The sequence below is a fragment of the Acinetobacter sp. Ac_5812 genome, assembly GCF_013072695.1.
Classification (GTDB): Bacteria; Pseudomonadota; Gammaproteobacteria; order Pseudomonadales; family Moraxellaceae; genus Acinetobacter.
Map to the genome: position 1 here is coordinate 961,039 of NZ_LXUK01000022.1, position 16,073 is coordinate 977,111.

At 39.0% G+C, this 16,073-nt stretch carries 22 protein-coding genes; 7 read left to right on the top strand and 15 right to left on the bottom strand.

The window, feature by feature from the left end; genetic code table 11:
- The 15 genes from A7P55_RS18030 to A7P55_RS18100 are packed head-to-tail and all read right to left on the bottom strand — an operon-like array spanning position 1 to position 11,736.
- A complete protein-coding gene (locus A7P55_RS18030; protein WP_171553173.1) occupies positions 1-702 on the bottom strand; it encodes a helix-turn-helix transcriptional regulator in 702 nt (233 codons plus the stop codon).
- The gene (locus A7P55_RS18035; RefSeq protein WP_171553174.1) at positions 702-1,385 is read right to left on the bottom strand and encodes a RusA family crossover junction endodeoxyribonuclease; all 684 of its coding nucleotides are present in this window, start codon (positions 1,383-1,385) and stop codon (positions 702-704) included. The genes A7P55_RS18030 and A7P55_RS18035 overlap by 1 nt, the downstream gene beginning before the upstream one ends.
- Entirely contained in the window at positions 1,378-1,836 is a 459-nt protein-coding gene (locus tag A7P55_RS18040) for a hypothetical protein (RefSeq protein ID WP_171553175.1), read from the bottom strand. Before A7P55_RS18040 ends, A7P55_RS18035 begins: the two co-directional genes overlap by 8 nt.
- Positions 1,833-2,582 carry a hypothetical protein gene (locus A7P55_RS18045; RefSeq protein WP_171553176.1) on the bottom strand — a complete coding sequence of 250 codons (750 nt, stop codon included), beginning with the start codon at positions 2,580-2,582 and terminating at the stop codon, positions 1,833-1,835. The genes A7P55_RS18040 and A7P55_RS18045 overlap by 4 nt, the downstream gene beginning before the upstream one ends.
- Positions 2,575-3,561 (bottom strand): DUF1376 domain-containing protein, encoded by a 987-nt coding sequence (locus A7P55_RS18050; protein WP_171553177.1) that lies wholly within the window; start codon positions 3,559-3,561, stop codon positions 2,575-2,577. Before A7P55_RS18050 ends, A7P55_RS18045 begins: the two co-directional genes overlap by 8 nt.
- The gene (locus tag A7P55_RS18055; protein WP_171553178.1) at positions 3,561-4,604 is read right to left on the bottom strand and encodes a site-specific DNA-methyltransferase; all 1,044 of its coding nucleotides are present in this window, start codon (positions 4,602-4,604) and stop codon (positions 3,561-3,563) included. Before A7P55_RS18055 ends, A7P55_RS18050 begins: the two co-directional genes overlap by 1 nt.
- Entirely contained in the window at positions 4,601-6,397 is a 1,797-nt protein-coding gene (locus tag A7P55_RS18060; RefSeq protein WP_171553179.1) for a DNA cytosine methyltransferase, read from the bottom strand. Before A7P55_RS18060 ends, A7P55_RS18055 begins: the two co-directional genes overlap by 4 nt.
- Positions 6,394-6,945, bottom strand: a complete 552-nt coding sequence (locus A7P55_RS18065) for a hypothetical protein (protein WP_171553180.1) — start codon at positions 6,943-6,945, stop codon at positions 6,394-6,396. The genes A7P55_RS18060 and A7P55_RS18065 overlap by 4 nt, the downstream gene beginning before the upstream one ends.
- On the bottom strand, positions 6,942-7,601 hold the full coding sequence (locus A7P55_RS18070; RefSeq protein ID WP_171553181.1) for a hypothetical protein: 660 nt from the start codon (positions 7,599-7,601) through the stop codon (positions 6,942-6,944). The genes A7P55_RS18065 and A7P55_RS18070 overlap by 4 nt, the downstream gene beginning before the upstream one ends.
- Positions 7,598-9,085 (bottom strand): hypothetical protein, encoded by a 1,488-nt coding sequence (locus A7P55_RS18075; protein WP_171553182.1) that lies wholly within the window; start codon positions 9,083-9,085, stop codon positions 7,598-7,600. The genes A7P55_RS18070 and A7P55_RS18075 overlap by 4 nt, the downstream gene beginning before the upstream one ends.
- Positions 9,082-9,591, bottom strand: coding sequence for a hypothetical protein (locus A7P55_RS18080; RefSeq protein WP_171553183.1), 510 nt, complete (start codon positions 9,589-9,591; stop codon positions 9,082-9,084). The genes A7P55_RS18075 and A7P55_RS18080 overlap by 4 nt, the downstream gene beginning before the upstream one ends.
- Positions 9,588-9,875, bottom strand: coding sequence for a hypothetical protein (locus A7P55_RS18085; protein ID WP_171553184.1), 288 nt, complete (start codon positions 9,873-9,875; stop codon positions 9,588-9,590). Before A7P55_RS18085 ends, A7P55_RS18080 begins: the two co-directional genes overlap by 4 nt.
- Positions 9,872-10,702, bottom strand: coding sequence for a hypothetical protein (locus A7P55_RS18090; protein ID WP_171553185.1), 831 nt, complete (start codon positions 10,700-10,702; stop codon positions 9,872-9,874). The genes A7P55_RS18085 and A7P55_RS18090 overlap by 4 nt, the downstream gene beginning before the upstream one ends.
- A 60-nt stretch (positions 10,703-10,762) precedes the next feature.
- On the bottom strand, positions 10,763-11,428 hold the full coding sequence (locus A7P55_RS18095) for a phage antirepressor KilAC domain-containing protein (protein WP_171553186.1): 666 nt from the start codon (positions 11,426-11,428) through the stop codon (positions 10,763-10,765).
- A gap of 56 nt (positions 11,429-11,484) precedes the next feature.
- Positions 11,485-11,736, bottom strand: coding sequence for a YdaS family helix-turn-helix protein (locus tag A7P55_RS18100; protein ID WP_171553187.1), 252 nt, complete (start codon positions 11,734-11,736; stop codon positions 11,485-11,487).
- A gap of 121 nt (positions 11,737-11,857) precedes the next feature.
- Between A7P55_RS18100 and A7P55_RS18105 the strand changes: the two genes are divergently transcribed.
- From A7P55_RS18105 to A7P55_RS18135, 7 genes are all read left to right on the top strand, one after another.
- On the top strand, positions 11,858-12,505 hold the full coding sequence (locus A7P55_RS18105; protein WP_171553188.1) for a S24 family peptidase: 648 nt from the start codon (positions 11,858-11,860) through the stop codon (positions 12,503-12,505).
- Between the two features lie 152 nt (positions 12,506-12,657).
- A complete protein-coding gene (locus A7P55_RS18110) occupies positions 12,658-12,984 on the top strand; it encodes a hypothetical protein (RefSeq protein WP_171553189.1) in 327 nt (108 codons plus the stop codon).
- A 54-nt stretch (positions 12,985-13,038) separates the two neighbouring features.
- Entirely contained in the window at positions 13,039-13,848 is an 810-nt protein-coding gene (locus A7P55_RS18115; protein ID WP_171553190.1) for a DUF2303 family protein, read from the top strand.
- Positions 13,849-13,952: 104 nt separating this feature from the next.
- Positions 13,953-14,414 (top strand): hypothetical protein, encoded by a 462-nt coding sequence (locus A7P55_RS18120; RefSeq protein WP_171553191.1) that lies wholly within the window; start codon positions 13,953-13,955, stop codon positions 14,412-14,414.
- Complete coding sequence (locus A7P55_RS18125; RefSeq protein ID WP_171553192.1) at positions 14,414-14,998, top strand: hypothetical protein; 585 nt, start codon at positions 14,414-14,416, stop codon at positions 14,996-14,998. Before A7P55_RS18120 ends, A7P55_RS18125 begins: the two co-directional genes overlap by 1 nt.
- Positions 14,999-15,011: 13 nt before the next feature.
- A complete protein-coding gene (locus A7P55_RS18130) occupies positions 15,012-15,767 on the top strand; it encodes a hypothetical protein (RefSeq protein ID WP_171553193.1) in 756 nt (251 codons plus the stop codon).
- A 53-nt stretch (positions 15,768-15,820) separates the two neighbouring features.
- Positions 15,821-16,066: a helix-turn-helix domain-containing protein gene (locus A7P55_RS18135; RefSeq protein ID WP_171553194.1), complete on the top strand. Its 246-nt coding sequence runs from the start codon at positions 15,821-15,823 to the stop codon at positions 16,064-16,066.
- The last annotated feature ends 7 nt before the right edge of the window (positions 16,067-16,073 follow it).

Here is a 16,073-nt window from a genome sequence, read left to right on the forward strand (position 1 = left end):
TTAGGTACCCAGCGCATCACCAGAGAAAAAATCACGTTGCGGTTCTACTTTGTCCTCGGTTGGTAGTGTGGTTTGGGTAAATCGAGTTTTACGTTGGCTTTTCAGGTCCTGAATCAGCTTCTCTTGAATATCGTTCTCATCTCTGTAGGTAATATCTTCTAAACCTTTGGCAAGGTTTGTGAATTGAATCGCTCTATCCTTTTCACATTCTTGGATGGTTTGCATAAGTTCAATCATTTCTGGTTGAAGCTTTTCTTGCTGTTCACGATCCAAGTTCATAAACTTTTTGGCTAACGCCTTTGATTGTTCTAATAGTCGTACCTGTAAAGCTGGTGGAAATGATGCGATATGTTTTGCACATAACAAAGCCATTTGAGATGTCACAGCATTCAAATTCTCAGCAAGCAAATCGCCAAGGCCATTGAATAGAATGCCCGCAACTGACTCTGTTTCATTCAATTCTGGATTAATCGTAAATCCTAAAACCCAGTCCACAGAACAGTGGTAAAGGCTGCACATCACTTGCAATAATTCGGCATCAGGCAAGGTTTTTCCATTTTCCATTTCTGAAATACGATTCTTTTGGGCAACTCCAAACAGTTCAATTGCTACTTCATCCTGTCTGAGTCCAGAACGTTCCCTTGCGAGTGCTAACTTTCGACCAATCATGACCCGTTTTTCTAAATCTGTTCTTTTAGCCATTACGCAACTCTCCCAGCCAGCCAGTCAAAGTCCACTTTTCTATCAAGCCAGTTTGTTTCGTTGATAAAAACACATGACAGCCAGACACAACCGTTTTCAATAGGTTCAGCAAATTCAATTTTTTCTTTAACAAAAATGTTGTCATCCTTAAAAAGCAACTCGGCACCTTTTAATGAATCGATTAATAGTTTTGGATAGTTATCTATATCAAAGCGAGGATAAGTGCTTGAGCTGTAACTACGATCTTTTCGTGGTGGCTGAATAACCAATCTAATTTCACATTGTTGTGAAATCGCTTTCCATTTCATCGCTTTGAAAATAGGTGCATATATTTCGTGTACACGACGTTTAAACTTCTTAGCCCCAAGTGAAAGGCTATTTCTCTGTTTGCCTGTGCTTTCATCAATCGTGGCACGCCATATGTCATTTGCACTCATTCCATACGGAAGATTTACAGTAATAAATCCATTACCAGTTATGACCAAGCCGCCTGTGCCACCTTGATGCAATAAATCACCATTGATTTCTTGTGTGGTTACTGAGCAAGGTAAAATTATTTTTTTATCCAAAGCGCGTCGAACACGTGATTGACGGTTTGATTTCCCTTCTGAAAGTGTATTCATTGCAAAGAAATCTACTTTCCCTTTAGACCATTGATCCCATGCATTGCGGCTCTTACCCATGGCAAACACCCTCCACTGTTAAAGTTTTGAGTTGTTCACGACATTTATGCAAAACCTTCCAAAGATCAAAGGCAACGCGTACCACTAAATTTTTATAACCATCTATTGAGTCATAAATAAATAAGTTGGGTCCATGCTGATAGATAAGTATTGATGAATAAAAATCTTGGCTCTTAATCCACTCCTCAAATTCATCACGCAATTGTTTGAAAATTTCTTGAGAAGTCAGTTGAACAAATTGTTCAGGACACATAAATGGGGTGCCTTGTTCCAATTGTCCGAACACATATCCATTTTCATGACGATCAACAACCGCATCACCTTTGATATGTGTACCTGAAAACTCAGTTCTCGAGTCGCTAACAAAATCTACGTGTACTCTATAGCCTTTCTTAAATAGCGTTGTTTTCGCTTCATTTTGCTCTGTTTGTTGAGTTGCTGTCTGAGTCATGCTTTACCACCAATATGCTTAATAACGGTTTTAGGGACATTCAGACCATCACGCTCGCAAGCTTCTAAATATTCGTTCGGTTGATCAAATGGATCGGGCCATGGCTCATGAGCTGCTGCACTTCCCAAATTAGTTTTGGGTTTAAGTTCCTGTGGCTTTGGGACCTCACGGTTATTGATATTTAGCTTCTTCTTCAATGCGTTAAGGCGCTGTACAAACTCATCATTAGATACAGCAACATGTTCTTTTTTCTTATGTTCCAATTGTTTTGGTGGCACATACATTTCTTGTGTTCGACCTACATGCTGTGCCTTTGCTACAAATGCATTGTAGGTATTAATAAATTGCTCCCGTGCCGGTTTCATATATCCATCGTTGATAAATGATTGCACTTCATCCAAAGCAACTTTGGTAATCTGAGTAATAGGTACACTCTTATCAGCCGTGTATCTACATGCTCTGGCCCATGCTTCATCTGCTGACATCCATGTTTCACCAATACACCATTCACGGAAATCAGAAAAAGAAGGCATAAACTTGCCGCCTGATTTAAGTAATCGAGTTCTGGCGCGTTCAAATTGTTCCTTTGACACATCACACAAGCTTTCCATTGCAGTCGCTTCAACGAACGCCATTGGGACAGCCATTTCACCATTTGCTGGAAAATTCTTATTGAATTGAGCTGCATGAAGAACACGCAGGTCCATAATCAATTGACGAATATCTTTGATCGTAATTCTATGCATGCCCATACTCCAAATTAGCCAACAACTTTTTTGAAGGGGTTACATCCACCATTCCCGCGGATGATCCAGATTGTTCTTCATCAACGATGCGCTCAAAATAACTTTTGGTTGGTTGATCAGTAATTACTGGTTGACTCGCTTTTTCCTGCTTCTCACGACGGTTAATCACATTTTGGATATTGTTCTGAATCCATGTAAGCCATTTCACAAACCAAATACTTGGTGTGTTTTGTTCGTTCTTAGCTGCAAAGAAATCACAATAGCCCTGTAGCAATGTTTGGAAATCAGTTGAAGATATTCCGTCGTGTCTTGGGATAGCCAAATCAAAGAAGTCCATCTGGAATTGTGGATACTGATTGGCTAGTTCAAGAAGTGAATAAAAACCTCTGTCATGAACTTGGTATGTTGCAAATTGAATCGGTGGCAAAGATGATTTTTCTTCACCCGCGTTATTACAATCACTATCTTGGTTCGATGGTTCTTGGTTCGATGGTTTGATGGTTATTGGTTTAGGCTTTTGTTGGCTTTCATCTGGGTTATCTTGGGTAAGCGATGGGTTTATTTCGCTTTCAGTTGGGTTATCTTGCGTTTGTTCAGTTGGTTGTTCCCCTTCCTGAGATTCACCAGTGTTACCACCTGAATTGTTTTTATTTTTAGAACCATTAGGTCGACCACCTTTCTTACCATTCTCTGACTGTTTTGCGATATATGCTTTATATGCAATCAAATCCTCTTGAATGTGGTTTTGGATATACACACCTTCCTCATTTTTATTGAAGAATTTTTTCAAGATAAATTTGACTGCGGCAATTTCTTCATCAGATTCAGCCCAAACCCAATCAATTGCCTGTTCTTCTGTTGGGAATGCCTCACGGTCATAACATGCGTCCATAAGCAAGTTATATACACCGTGCTGAAGGATATTAAGACGACCTGCTTTACGATGGTAATCACCGATTTTCTTCTCGTAGTAATGCATTAGGCCACCTCTTTCTTAAAATGTTTCAATCTTTCTTTTTGCAGCGGTTCATAATCTGGATTTAATTCACAACCAAGATATTGACGATTGTGTTTCAACGAACCAGCTGCTGTAGTTCCTGATCCCATAAAAGGATCAAAAACCACGTCATTAACTCGAGATCCTGCAAGAATGCATGGCTCAATTAAATCAATAGGAAAAGTAGCAAAGTGAGCACCTTTATATGGCTTAGTAGACACTTGCCATACGCTTCGCTTATTCCGAGTCAATAAATCGTATTCACTATCTGCTCGCTCTGCTCGATGTGTTCCCATATTTTGATTAGGATGCACAACTGCTCTTTTACTATCATTGCGTTTGAAATTGTCACGCGAAGATCTCGAGATAACAGCTTTCATAGGGCCATTTGATTTATTAGGCACCCTGTCGCTGCCAGTTTGTGCTTCAATATTTTGTGCCAATCGTTTTAAAGAACTTTCGGCTACCGGTTCTTTAATTGCTTGGTAATCAAAATAGTATTTACGTGACTTGCTGAATAAAAAAATATATTCATGCGCTTTGGTGCATCTATCGGTGATGCTTTCAGGCATTGGGTTCGGCTTGTGCCAAATAATATCTTGGCGTAGGTACCAACCATCTGCTTGTAAAGCAAATGCTACGCGCCATGGGATACCAATTAGGTCTTTAGGTTTTAGATTTGACTGTGCTGCATTTTGTTTTGGCAGAATCAAACCTTTAGTTTTAGGGTTTTTACCATCATTTAATCCTGTTCGAGTCATCCCCCGACCAGAACCAGCATAACTATCACCCAAATTTAGCCAGAGTGTCCCATCATCATGCAGCAGCTCTCGCACTAAGCGAAAAACTTGAACCATGTTTTCAACATATTCGTCTACAGTTTCTTCTAATCCAAGTTGGCCACTGACGCCATAATCTCTTAATCCGAAATATGGCGGTGATGTAACACACATCTGCACCTTGGTTCCTTCGTCGATCAATTGCTGCATCGTCTGGCGGCAGTCACCAAATAGAATTTGATTCATAAAGCTCCACCATTTAAGAAAGGGCTATTTGCTCGAGCAATTGCAGCCATCGGCAAGGGAGAAACGCTGTTGCCACACATGTGGACCTGATCAGTTTTCGTTAAGGGTTTGCCGTCATGCCCATGTTCAATAATGTATGAATCTGGGAAGCCTTGGCCTTTATAGAGCTCTCGTGGTTTCAACATGCGAATACAGATATCAACAATCACCCACGGTTCACCCTTAATCCAGACCGTAACTAATGCGAGTCGATCTTTTGTAGTCAGAGTATCAAGTGGTGCCGTTATATCTCTGGCATCACCATTGCCGTAAAAATTGATAAAAAAAGCCGCAACTTTTAAAGCCCCTTCTAAGTTTTCTTTGCTTAAAGTTGCGCTTACTATGCTATGTCTGTTTTCGGTTGTGATAGTTCGCAGTGGACTATCAAGCGTTTCTGCTCGATGATCTGAATTAGTCTTATCGCCATAGTATGCTTGCGTGAAAACTGCTGATACTAAATTTCGGCTTGAACCAGAAGCTGTAATTGTTCCTAATGGATCAAGGATGTTGTCACATCCATCACTCCACCGCGGGTTTTCTGGTGTACCTTCACCATGTCCAGCATGAATCAAAAAAGGTGCAACTAATCCGTGATGCCCACCCTTTACCTGAGCACAGATTGTCGTTAAAGGTTGATCAGCTGACCAATTTCTTTGCTGTGAAGCATTAGCAAACTCAGTTAAAAATGGCGCAATGATTGGACTAACTAAAGCACTATGCCCGCCAAAAGCCGAAGTTGTTGTTGCTAATGGCTCAGTAATTAGATGTCCTGTTGATGTACCAAAGTCACGACTGATAAAAGGCAATGCAGATTCGACCAGATATGGTTCTTCTGTATCAATTACAAACTTTTTTAAACCCCGTGCAATGCGTTTCAAAGTCGCATCTGCCAATGGCTTTCGACGGTTGAAAATTGATCTCCCTAAATCCGAGAAATCTATGACTTCAGCAGCCGCACGCCACGTTGGTTTTTTCTTTGTAGCCTTAGTAACTTTTGACTTTTTGATATGTGTTGGTTCAGACCATACAATTGGATTACCGTCACAACGTGCGACAACAAAAAGCCGTTCACGAGTAGTAGGTGCTCCATAATCTGCGGCTCTTAAAACCTTCCATTCAACTACATAGCCTAATTGTTCAAGATGGTGAACAAATTGTCTCCATGTTTGACCAATTCGTTCTGGATCAGGTACCAAGAATTGGTTGTCGCGAGGTACATATTCACCAGGTTCTGCAACACGATATTGCTTCTTGCCATTAACCTCGATTTTGTCGAGAGTTATTACCCGACCAGTAGCTTTATCTCGTTTTGCAATCAATGGCCCCCAATTAAGCATCTGCTTAACGTTTTCCATTGAGATAACGTCAGGTTTAACTTTTCCAGCAAATTTAGGAATAACCCAAGCTAGGTCACGAATTTCTTTTTTTCGTGGTTGACCACCAGCAGCTTGCGAATGATGTGTGCAATCAGGGCTGGCATGAAACCAACCTACTGGATACCCTTCACAGATTTCTACTGGATCAACTGCAAACACATCCTGTACATAATGCTTAGCATGTGGATGATTCGCCTCATGCATTGATAAAGCTTTTGGATTGTGGTTTACAGCTGCAAAAACGCTGCGATTTAATCCCATTTCAAGGCCAGTACTGGCACCACCACCACCGGCAAAAAAATCCACAATGATTTTTTCAGAGAAATTTAAATCGAATTGGGTGTTGAAAGCGGTTGAATATTTAACAAAGCTGGTCATTGAGCATCACCCCCTTTAACTAATTTCAATTCGCCATCTAAAATGGCTTGAATGAGATTGCTAAACTGAGGCGAACGCCAAAGTGACTCTACATAAACTCTTAGCTCACGATAATTGTGACCTTGTCTTTTAATAAATCGATCTGCATCTGGACGTGTCAGAAATACTTGAATATTTACCCAATTCTCAACGTAATGGGTTTTGTACCAATTGCATTCTAGTTTTTTAGAAACTGCTTCCAGAATGTCACATTGATCGGACTCATCCAAATCAGTAAATAGCTCTTCATGCTCTTTAATACTCGACTCATTAATTTTGTGCTTCGTTTGAGCATCTTGTGAGTTAAATAACTCTAATGGTGAACAAAAGGTTGATTCACCTTCTTCAATCCATTTGTAGTCATCAACATAGTCAGGATCCATTCCATAGGTCACCTGTTTCTCTTGAACCATCCAAACCGGTTCTCTAGTTGAACAGTAGTGCTTTTCATGACTTTCAATTAACTCAGCCACAAAGTCTTGCCAGCTGGCATAAGTAAAATTGCTCATGCCTCACCGCCTTGAATCACTTTAAATTCGACTACCCAAACCCAAGGATTGGCATTCCATCCTTTTTCTGCCCAACCATTTATTTGATTCCAGAGAATTGAGAACTTTTCTTCAGCACAATAATCATCATCGGCTAACATGCCCTCAGCAATAGCATCTTCTTCTGATATGTCTTGAAGGCGCTCAATTCTTATCTTTGTAATTTCAAGCTGAATACGTGATGCCCAACGTGGCATGTGTATTGATGGGCGCTTTCTAACAGTCCAGCCCTGTGGCGCGTCTCCATCTGCTACATACGCTGCCTGTCTGGCCCCGAAGAATTGATACTCATCATCATCTGGATATGAACGGCCTACTGAACCTTTCTGGTACCATGATTCCCGCACCCAAAGAAGATCACCTACATTGAACTCACGAAATGGAGTTTTGTAAGATGCATCAGCAGACCAACCACTTGCACACCGTTTAAAACCCTTTGGATTGTTGTAACAGCGCAAAATTGCATATTTAGCATTGGTATCAGTTGTTTCTTCACCACGCTTGAAATACTCAACAGCATCAGGTTGGCGACGCATAACACGACGAGTCTGAGTTTTTTGCCCTGAACGGATAGCTTGAACCATAGGCGTGCTGAATAAAATTGGACGTTCTCTCATGCCGCAACCTCCTTTTTAGTAAGGTCACACCAGTCAACAAACGCCTCAAGCATTGGCTTTAAGGCTTGATCATCAGACCATCCAGCAAAACCAATAAATCCACCTTCCTCAAAATCAACAGCTTGGCGTCCATTAAAATAATTGGCATTGCACTTAATAGAAGCATGTGCCATACCGCCTTCTTCAGTGAATTTGAAATCAATGTCCTTGTGACAATGCAATGACTTGTCAAAAATGCCACTTGCTTTTAAACGTTCATCTAAAAGAGCATGTAATTTTCTAATACGTGCCAAAGTGATATGACCAAAAGTAAGGCCAACATGAGAGAAATACTTGCGTGCCTGTTCTCTGGTGATAAACAAGCCTTTGTCATTAAATTCGTTGTCAAAAAGAACTTGTAATTTATCTGCAAGTTTTAAATTGCCTTTGTTTTTGGCATCAAAAATTACTTGGCTAAGGATGTTTCTGCGGGTTTTCTTATTGCCTTTAACGCTTACATCATGAGGTTTTTCGACATATAGACTGTGACTACTTTCAATCGCATAGCCATATTTACCAGTGACTACCCACCACATACTGTTTGATCGATAGAAAACCTTGCCAATATTTAGACGTTTTTTTCTGTCATAAAACCAGACTTGTTGTCCTTGGTTTAAACGTTTCTTATCAGCACTGTGATTGTTATAGGTCGAGTTATAATCGTGGCTTTCTACGATCTTTTCTAATGTCAGTCCATCTGATTTATAGTCCTCTTGAATCCACTCAAGAGCTGTTAACCCTTCGGGCCCAACAATATCAAAACGGCATTTTCTTTTAAAATCATCCTCAAAAGTAAAATCATAATTATCCATGATCATTTTTTTGATTCGATTTCTAGTACGTTTCATTTCCAACAAAATTAAATGTGGCATTAATTTTTGTTTGTTATGCTCATGACGGACACCTCTTTCGGGGCGATTAGGAGCATTCACATTTTGGAAAAAATTAAGGATTATGCTTCCGTGTTCTACTTCCACATCAAGTCTTAAATCACCTTTTCTGCAATATTTATGACTTGGATAAGTATAAATATACTTTTGCTGCTTAATGCTATATCCCAATATTTCAAGTTCTTTAAGTACCTTGTTAAAAATCTGAATGTGTAGCTGAGAATTCCAATGCGCTTCTTCTTCTGACCAGTTTTTATAACTTGGTCTGTTTACATTGATAACTAAAGAAGCATCACAAAATCGCATAGTCCCTGTAAATACTATTGAACTATCAATAGGATCGACTTCCAGTACTCGTCTCTTAAGTTTTAGTTCATCCCATGTAGCTCTACGCTCAATGGCTGACAATGAAATTGTTGATTCAGATTTAGTTTTCTGATTACTAATACGAATTTTTGTGGTCTTTTTCCCTTTAATCACTTTTTCAATGCGATAAATACTGTTTGAACCCGCCTTTAGAATGTAATCCTCAGCTCTATATATAATTTGGCTCATGATGCACCGCCTTCAATAACTGCAAATTTCATCGCCCACATAAAATCTTTAGGGTTTTGATCCTTATGTTTAGAATTCTTAGGAACTACACTTATCTCTTGGATTTCGAGAAGCAAACGCGAATGATGACGCGGCATTTTTGGTGCTGTTTTCCATTTGACTGGATAAGATTTGCCATTACAGTCAGTTAATCCAACTGCATCAGGCTCAGATGCCTTGTAGACCAATTTTTCATGTGGAGTGCCACCTAGATTTTGAATTTTGGTACCGAAGGCTTCACGGACAAATAGACGATCACCCACCTGCCCATAAGGACAAAGAACAGTTCTCATATGCTGGGTATCTGGTTCATCGCAAGGCAATTCTTCCATTGCAATATGATTGCCACCCCAACCCACGATCTGACCGCCACTTTTAGCTTTTACTTTTCGTCTGATCTGAAGATTTGTTTTGCTGAGAATTGCGTTTACTTCAATTGCATTTAAATCAATAGGACGAGCACTCATGCAGCACCAACCCGTGCTTCATCAGCAACTACGACAAATATATTTTCCCCATGGAAATTGATTAAATTTGAATTAAACAATGATGATTCGATTTGATCACAGACATCATCTTTTAACTGATGTTCAAAGGCTAAACGCGCTTTCCAATCTTCACGCCAAACTTGTTTCTCTGGTGATGCTGCATCAATTGACTCTTGCTGCATTTCCAAAAGAAGTGAAATTGCTGTTTTGTGAAAATGATAAATGCTTGTGCTATCTGGACGATTGTTTTTATTAGTCTTCATGCTTGAGCACCTATCAAAGCTTGAAGACGTTCATTGTCTGCTTTAGTACGACAATCCTTAGTCATACTGAACCATAGTAAATAGGCACCATCAGCCTGATTATCAAAAGCATCAGCTTCTTGTTGAGCACCGTTCTGAGCTGCTACATATTTTTGAGTATTGAAAAACTCAATCTGTGCAATTGTGGCTTGAGTAAGTTGAAGATATGAGAAGTTCTGGACACCAGAATCATCGAAAGTCGGGATAATTTCAGGTTTGTAGTGATCTAATACATCTCTTAAATCTTCAAGGGGAATGCTGGTAGATATTGCTCTATTAAATCCCAGAAGGCGAAATTCTTGCAGTGACCAGTCACCGTCTACCCATAAAGAAAGTGTCTTATTTAAGTAATTGATCTTTTCGAAATAACGATCAAAATGTGTAGCCCCCTTGGGTGCGGTATCCAGAATGTATTGGATAGCGGTAAGGCCACCAAAGAACTCAATGAAATATCCGTGACAGGCATCTCTTAGATCATTAATTGAAATTAAATCATCATGAGTTTTAGAGTCATAATAATATTGCTTTTGAATCGAGAACCACGAAAAATCATCGGGATTGTCTTTGATGATTTTAAGAGCCAGGTTAATTCCACCAACAGCACTTAATAGTTTTTGATGTTGTTGTTTAACATCACCCTTAACATAATCAGCATCTGGTGCAATACCTAAGGCAAACTCTTGCTTTTCTACATGCTGAATCAAGCAATGACCACATTGCTCCCCTTTGTTCTTAAATTCCGTGCATTTGTCTGCACAGCTATGTTCTGATACAGTAACTGAGTTCATTTTTTACCTCTAAGAATAAATGAATAACTTTTGACCGCTTCTTGCGCCAACAAGAAGCGGTTAAACCAAGCCTTTCTTTGTGATTTCTTCTACAATCCAAGCCTCTCCTTTAGTTGTGAACATTGGCTGTGAATAGCCAACCTCTGTTTGACGCATAATTCCTAGATCCTTTTCGATGAACCATTGTCTAAAGACACGGCCACGAAGCACTGCTTTGCTATAAACGCCTAGATCATCCAAAATTTTGTTTAGCTTTTTAGCTGATAGCTTAATTTTTTGTGCAACCTGAGTTGTATTCATAAGAGTTGTTCTCTCTACAACCGTGTCATAAAAATTAACCTTCGGTGCAGCAAGCTCAAGTTGGTGCGCTTGATCCGCTGCGAGTTGTAATGCCTCTGCAAAAGTCTGTGGAATTCGTACAGGTTGGACATGCTGTGCTTTTAATACTTCTAAAACCTTTCTACGAACACCTTTTGACTCACGCATTGAAATAACCAAGCATTGGTCATGATCTAAATTGGCTGCTTGCGTCACAGTCTTATTCGGGTTATTCACTACGAAACTTTCGTAGTGCTCACCTTCTAATTCATCTTGAACCCGCGCATAAAAATCATTTGGTCTAATCACCGGTTCGCCAAACTCTTGACGGACCTGATTAATGATTTTTAATAGATCAAGACTTGAAAATTTGTTATTTAAATTCGGATTTACAACAATTTGATTCATATCTTTTCGCTACTCCCTTTTGTATTAATTGGATCCCATGCAATTTGTTTTGTTTTTTATTGCTCTTGGAATACAATCGGGTCTAATGTGCTCTTAGATATCCCTGTTTCATCAGAGATGATTGGAATATATTTAGGTGGTATACGGTCTTGTGAAACCCAAGACTGAACGGCTTGATATGAATAGCTCTTACCTAATTTTTTAGTAACCAAACGTGCAACGGCACCCACACCGCCAACTTTTTGAATCGCATCTTTTACGATGCTTTCAGTTGTTACTTCATCAGATTTTGTTAGATTGTTATTCATAAAAAGAAAAGCCCTACTCGCTCATTACAAGTATTACTTTAAATGGTACAAGAATTACTTGCAATGACTTTTTTCAAGAATTGCTTTATATTTGATACAAGATTTTCTTGTGTACATAGAGATGAATAAGCTTGAAATGGGTAAGCGGATCGCAAAAAAACGTGATGCTAAAGGTTTAGACCAAACAGAGTTGGCACATTTACTTGAGATTACTCCTCAAGCTGTCCAACAATGGGAGTCAGGTCAAACCTCTCCACGTGGAAAAAACCTTGATGCACTCACTACAATATTAGATTGTACAAAAGCTTATTTGTTTGGCGAAGAAGATGAGCTAAAACCTTTTAACAGAGCTAGATATGTCCCATTAATTGATTGGGTTGCAGCAGGTCACTGGAATGATCGTCATATTGAAATATTAGATCAGTATACAAAAATACTTTGCATGTTTAATGTTGGTCCTAATGGTTATGCCCTTGAAGTTAATGGGGAAAGCATGAAAGATGAATACAAACCCAAAGATATTATTTTTGTTAATCCAGATTTGGCAGCGAATATTGGTGATGATGTAATTGCCTGGTGTTCGAACGGCTCTACCTTTAAAAGACTGACAGCTAACGATAATGGCTCATTTCTTTTAAAAGCGTTAAATCCCGATTGGGTACCTCGCTACATGGCTATAGATGAGACTTGTCACATTACAGGGAAAGTTGTTGGTGCGATTAGTTCTAAAACAGACCAAGATTTAATTAGCCAATTAACAGTTATGTAATTTTTTGAAATCATAAAGCCTGCTATATGCAGGTTTTTTTATGTCTAATTAAAAATATTACAAGAATTTCTTTAAATAATTATTGCATACAAGATTTACTTGTAATATGATCATTTCACCAACAACAAAACCTAAGAGTTAGGTGGTGAACAATGTCAAACAAACCAACTGATGCACAACAATTTATCGATGATATTGGCGCAGGCGTATTTGGCAAGCAACTCGGTGTTGCAGTCAGTGAAGTAGCTAATAGTGTTTTAGCTACAAGTAAAGTCGGTGAAATTAATATCAAGCTTAAAGTTAGCAAGATTTCTGATTCTCAAGTTCAGATTGAAAGCAAACTTCAATTCAATGAACCACTTGCGAAAGGTAAGCGTGTCGAAGAACACAATGAAAAAACACCAATGTATGTAAACCTTGGTGGCGACGTTTCCCTTTTTGCAAAAAACTCACTATCACTTTTGGAAGAAGAAGCTTAAGCCTTCTTTTTCTTAACCTCCCCAACCTTAAATTAAATAGGATTATTAAATCTCATGTCATTAGCAAATTCAGAAGTTGCAGCTGTAGTTGAACATTGTGCGCCAACCCGTAATTTAATCCGTGGTGAGCTACTTGCTGTACATCAAAATTATAAAATTGAAGATACAGAACAGTATCAACTTGGTCGTAATCGTGTCCGCGGTTCATTCGTAACACCAATGTTTGCCGACTTTAAAACTTATATTGCTGCTTCTATCACTACAGGCAAAGTGCCTGTTTATGTATCCCGTGATGATGTAAAAGCCGTGGCTGTCCTTAATGATTCAGAAACTGGCTACGATCAAGGTCACTGTGACCATACTGCAACATTACAGTTAGAAAAAACCGTGGTGTGGAAAAAGCTCAATGAGTTAAACGGCCAACGTTTAAACCAGCGTTCTTTTGCAAATTTACTTGACGATTGGGCATCTGTTTTTAAAGCAACAAGTGAAGATGGTGAAGTCATTGAAATAAAAGATGCACTTCTTGCTGTTCGTAATATGAAGGTTGACTCTAATAATCAAGTCGACTCTCAAGTTAATAATACCCGTACATCACGTGGAACACTTGAAACGGTGGAAGCAAAAGCTGTTGAAGGCAAGTTGCCGACATATTTTGAAGTGCAAGACACTGCATATATTGGCCTTGGTATTAAAACTATCAAACTACGTTTGTCAGTTAATACCCAAGATCAAGCACCTTCTCTGACCCTGCAAATTGTCAAACAAGAATTACTTATTGATGAAATTGCACAAGAATTCAAATTGCGTGTTGCAGAATTGCTTCCTGAACAACAAGTTCTAATCGGTACATTCAAAGCCTAACCCTTAATTTAAAGCACAAAAAAAGCCCTGCTCTTGGCGGATTCAGGGCTTTTCAAGGTCAACTTTCATTGCTTTACGCAAGAAAATTATGGAACGAGAGCATTATGGAACAAAAGCTTTCTCAAGACAATATTTCATTTAGTTTACCGAATGTAGTATTAGTCACGGCAATTATTTGTTTAATTGTCCTCTTTGGTATATCGATTGCTGTTTTAAAGCCTATTGATATAAACCCACCTCCACAGAATAACGCTATACCTGATGTACGCCCTTCAACATATGGAGTTACTCAACTTTCCATTACTTCAAAAAATACAGGGACTGGATTAATCAATCTTGATGGCTATCTAGTGCCTTTAGATTTCAAGTTTGATTCTTATCCTAGTAATTACGGTGCACCAGGCACTGAGTATACAGCCGTAGACATCACATGGTTCGATATTGGTCAAATTCTTAATACAAATGGCAAAGAAGTTGATGACTTTACCAATTATCAGGACCATAAAAATATCAGTGAAGCTTTGAAAAACTTTATTGAGGCTAACAAGTTGGTGGAGGCACGCTAATGTCTACATCTGCACAAGAACAAATCCAATCATCTTTAATGGCATTTACTCAAAACCTTAGCCCTGCTCAAGTTTTGGAGTCATTGAGCAAAGGTATTGGCATTGAATACGCTGAAGTTGAAACAAGTGATTGGTCATTCATTGAAAAGAACTGCCCTATTTCGATTGCAGATATTTTCAGTGGTTGTCTTAAATTTCGCTTTTCAATGAAAACATACGATACACAACGATTCAAAGAGAAATCAGCGAAGTATTTTTGTGAATTTCTTAATGTCGATGGTGACGGAAATGAACGTTTCCGCATGGGTTTTGATAATCCTACAGTGTATGTCCTAATAAAAAATGAAACTTCAAAGTTACCTGCTGGACTAAGTAAATATCTTACTTGGGGCACTTATCTTAATGGCTTCGATTTTTATATTGAAAGAAATGGACAACTTATTAAAACCATGTTGTCAGAAAAAGTGACCTCACATCTTTATAAAGCTCGACAGGTAAAACAAGCGGCTAAGCGTGCTCAACATTTAGATCAAAAAGGTTTCTTTGACAATATCCCACCTAAACAACGCAAAATTTTAGGTTGAGGAGGATTTGATCATGGGAAATGCAGACAATCAAAATAATCGCAATATGGCGTTATGGCATTCCGTTTGTGTGACGGACCCAACTCAGACCACGAAAATAGAAGGTAAGCGATATAAGGGAACTTCACCCAAAGCTTACTGGTTGATTCAACGTGCTACTGAAACATTCGGACCGATTGGTGAAGGTTGGGGTGTTGATATCAAAGACCATGGTTTTCAGAAACTTGATGATGTGACTATCAGCCACTGGATAGTCATTGTGCTTTGGTACATGAAGGACGGGAAAAAGTGCTGTGTTGAGCAAACTGCTGGATCTAAAGCAATGTATAAGGCTAGCACTGGCATTATTCATGACGAAGATGCAATTAAAAAGTCAAAAACAAATGCAACCGTTAAGGCTTTAAGTCTCTTAGGCTTTGCTGGCGATATTCATGCGGGTTACTGGAATGCACCAGGTTATCAGCAGAAGGCTTATGAACATTACTACGGCAAAAATAATGCTGCAGCTTCAAATAACCAAGCCAAACATCAACAGCCTGTGCACGAAGTTAAAACAACTGAGCAATCAGTACAACAAGCTCCAAATGAACAAAAGCCTAAACGGTCTGAGAAGCAACTATTTAATGATGCACTAAAGGCTATTTGTAACGCAAAAGAGCCATCAATTTTGAATGCAGCTTATACAAGATTCAAAGGCACGTTTTATGAAACGACCATTGTAGCCGCATGCAAGAACAAGAAAACACATGAAGGATGGGGCCAAGCTTAAAAGTAAATAGCTGCCCTTCTCCACCTTACATCATTATATTTTTGGAAAAGTAAATGAACTCTAAAACCCAACTACAAAGTCCGATTTATACCCAACAACAGATTCAAGTAATTGTTCGTTCAATTATCGAATCAAAAGATGAAAATCTTTTTGCTGAAGTTATGAAAGTTTTCGAGAAACCTTTAATCGAGGAATTGCTCCTTCAAGAACGCGGCAATCAAACCCGCGTAGCAACTCGATTGGGACTTAACCGCGGCACGCTGCGTAAAAAGTTGCACGCTCATGGCATTTTGAAGTGAGAGCCTA

What these genes read in the sequence shown, in the direction of transcription:
- A7P55_RS18085 (WP_171553184.1), bottom strand. Translation starts at nt 9,875, where the DNA reads ATGAAGACTAATAAAAACAATCGTCCAGATAGCACAAGCATTTATCAT.
- A7P55_RS18120 (WP_171553191.1), top strand. Translation starts at nt 13,953, where the DNA reads ATGGAACAAAAGCTTTCTCAAGACAATATTTCATTTAGTTTACCGAAT.
- A7P55_RS18130 (WP_171553193.1), top strand. Translation starts at nt 15,012, where the DNA reads ATGGGAAATGCAGACAATCAAAATAATCGCAATATGGCGTTATGGCAT.
- A7P55_RS18045 (WP_171553176.1), bottom strand. Translation starts at nt 2,582, where the DNA reads ATGCATAGAATTACGATCAAAGATATTCGTCAATTGATTATGGACCTG.
- A7P55_RS18135 (WP_171553194.1), top strand. Translation starts at nt 15,821, where the DNA reads ATGAACTCTAAAACCCAACTACAAAGTCCGATTTATACCCAACAACAG.
- A7P55_RS18035 (WP_171553174.1), bottom strand. Translation starts at nt 1,385, where the DNA reads ATGGGTAAGAGCCGCAATGCATGGGATCAATGGTCTAAAGGGAAAGTA.
- A7P55_RS18125 (WP_171553192.1), top strand. Translation starts at nt 14,414, where the DNA reads ATGTCTACATCTGCACAAGAACAAATCCAATCATCTTTAATGGCATTT.
- A7P55_RS18095 (WP_171553186.1), bottom strand. Translation starts at nt 11,428, where the DNA reads ATGAATCAAATTGTTGTAAATCCGAATTTAAATAACAAATTTTCAAGT.
- A7P55_RS18050 (WP_171553177.1), bottom strand. Translation starts at nt 3,561, where the DNA reads ATGCATTACTACGAGAAGAAAATCGGTGATTACCATCGTAAAGCAGGT.
- A7P55_RS18090 (WP_171553185.1), bottom strand. Translation starts at nt 10,702, where the DNA reads ATGAACTCAGTTACTGTATCAGAACATAGCTGTGCAGACAAATGCACG.
- A7P55_RS18115 (WP_171553190.1), top strand. Translation starts at nt 13,039, where the DNA reads ATGTCATTAGCAAATTCAGAAGTTGCAGCTGTAGTTGAACATTGTGCG.
- A7P55_RS18080 (WP_171553183.1), bottom strand. Translation starts at nt 9,591, where the DNA reads ATGAGTGCTCGTCCTATTGATTTAAATGCAATTGAAGTAAACGCAATT.
- A7P55_RS18110 (WP_171553189.1), top strand. Translation starts at nt 12,658, where the DNA reads ATGTCAAACAAACCAACTGATGCACAACAATTTATCGATGATATTGGC.
- A7P55_RS18075 (WP_171553182.1), bottom strand. Translation starts at nt 9,085, where the DNA reads ATGAGCCAAATTATATATAGAGCTGAGGATTACATTCTAAAGGCGGGT.
- A7P55_RS18070 (WP_171553181.1), bottom strand. Translation starts at nt 7,601, where the DNA reads ATGAGAGAACGTCCAATTTTATTCAGCACGCCTATGGTTCAAGCTATC.
- A7P55_RS18055 (WP_171553178.1), bottom strand. Translation starts at nt 4,604, where the DNA reads ATGAATCAAATTCTATTTGGTGACTGCCGCCAGACGATGCAGCAATTG.
- A7P55_RS18040 (WP_171553175.1), bottom strand. Translation starts at nt 1,836, where the DNA reads ATGACTCAGACAGCAACTCAACAAACAGAGCAAAATGAAGCGAAAACA.
- A7P55_RS18105 (WP_171553188.1), top strand. Translation starts at nt 11,858, where the DNA reads ATGAATAAGCTTGAAATGGGTAAGCGGATCGCAAAAAAACGTGATGCT.
- A7P55_RS18060 (WP_171553179.1), bottom strand. Translation starts at nt 6,397, where the DNA reads ATGACCAGCTTTGTTAAATATTCAACCGCTTTCAACACCCAATTCGAT.
- A7P55_RS18100 (WP_171553187.1), bottom strand. Translation starts at nt 11,736, where the DNA reads ATGAATAACAATCTAACAAAATCTGATGAAGTAACAACTGAAAGCATC.
- A7P55_RS18065 (WP_171553180.1), bottom strand. Translation starts at nt 6,945, where the DNA reads ATGAGCAATTTTACTTATGCCAGCTGGCAAGACTTTGTGGCTGAGTTA.
- A7P55_RS18030 (WP_171553173.1), bottom strand. Translation starts at nt 702, where the DNA reads ATGGCTAAAAGAACAGATTTAGAAAAACGGGTCATGATTGGTCGAAAG.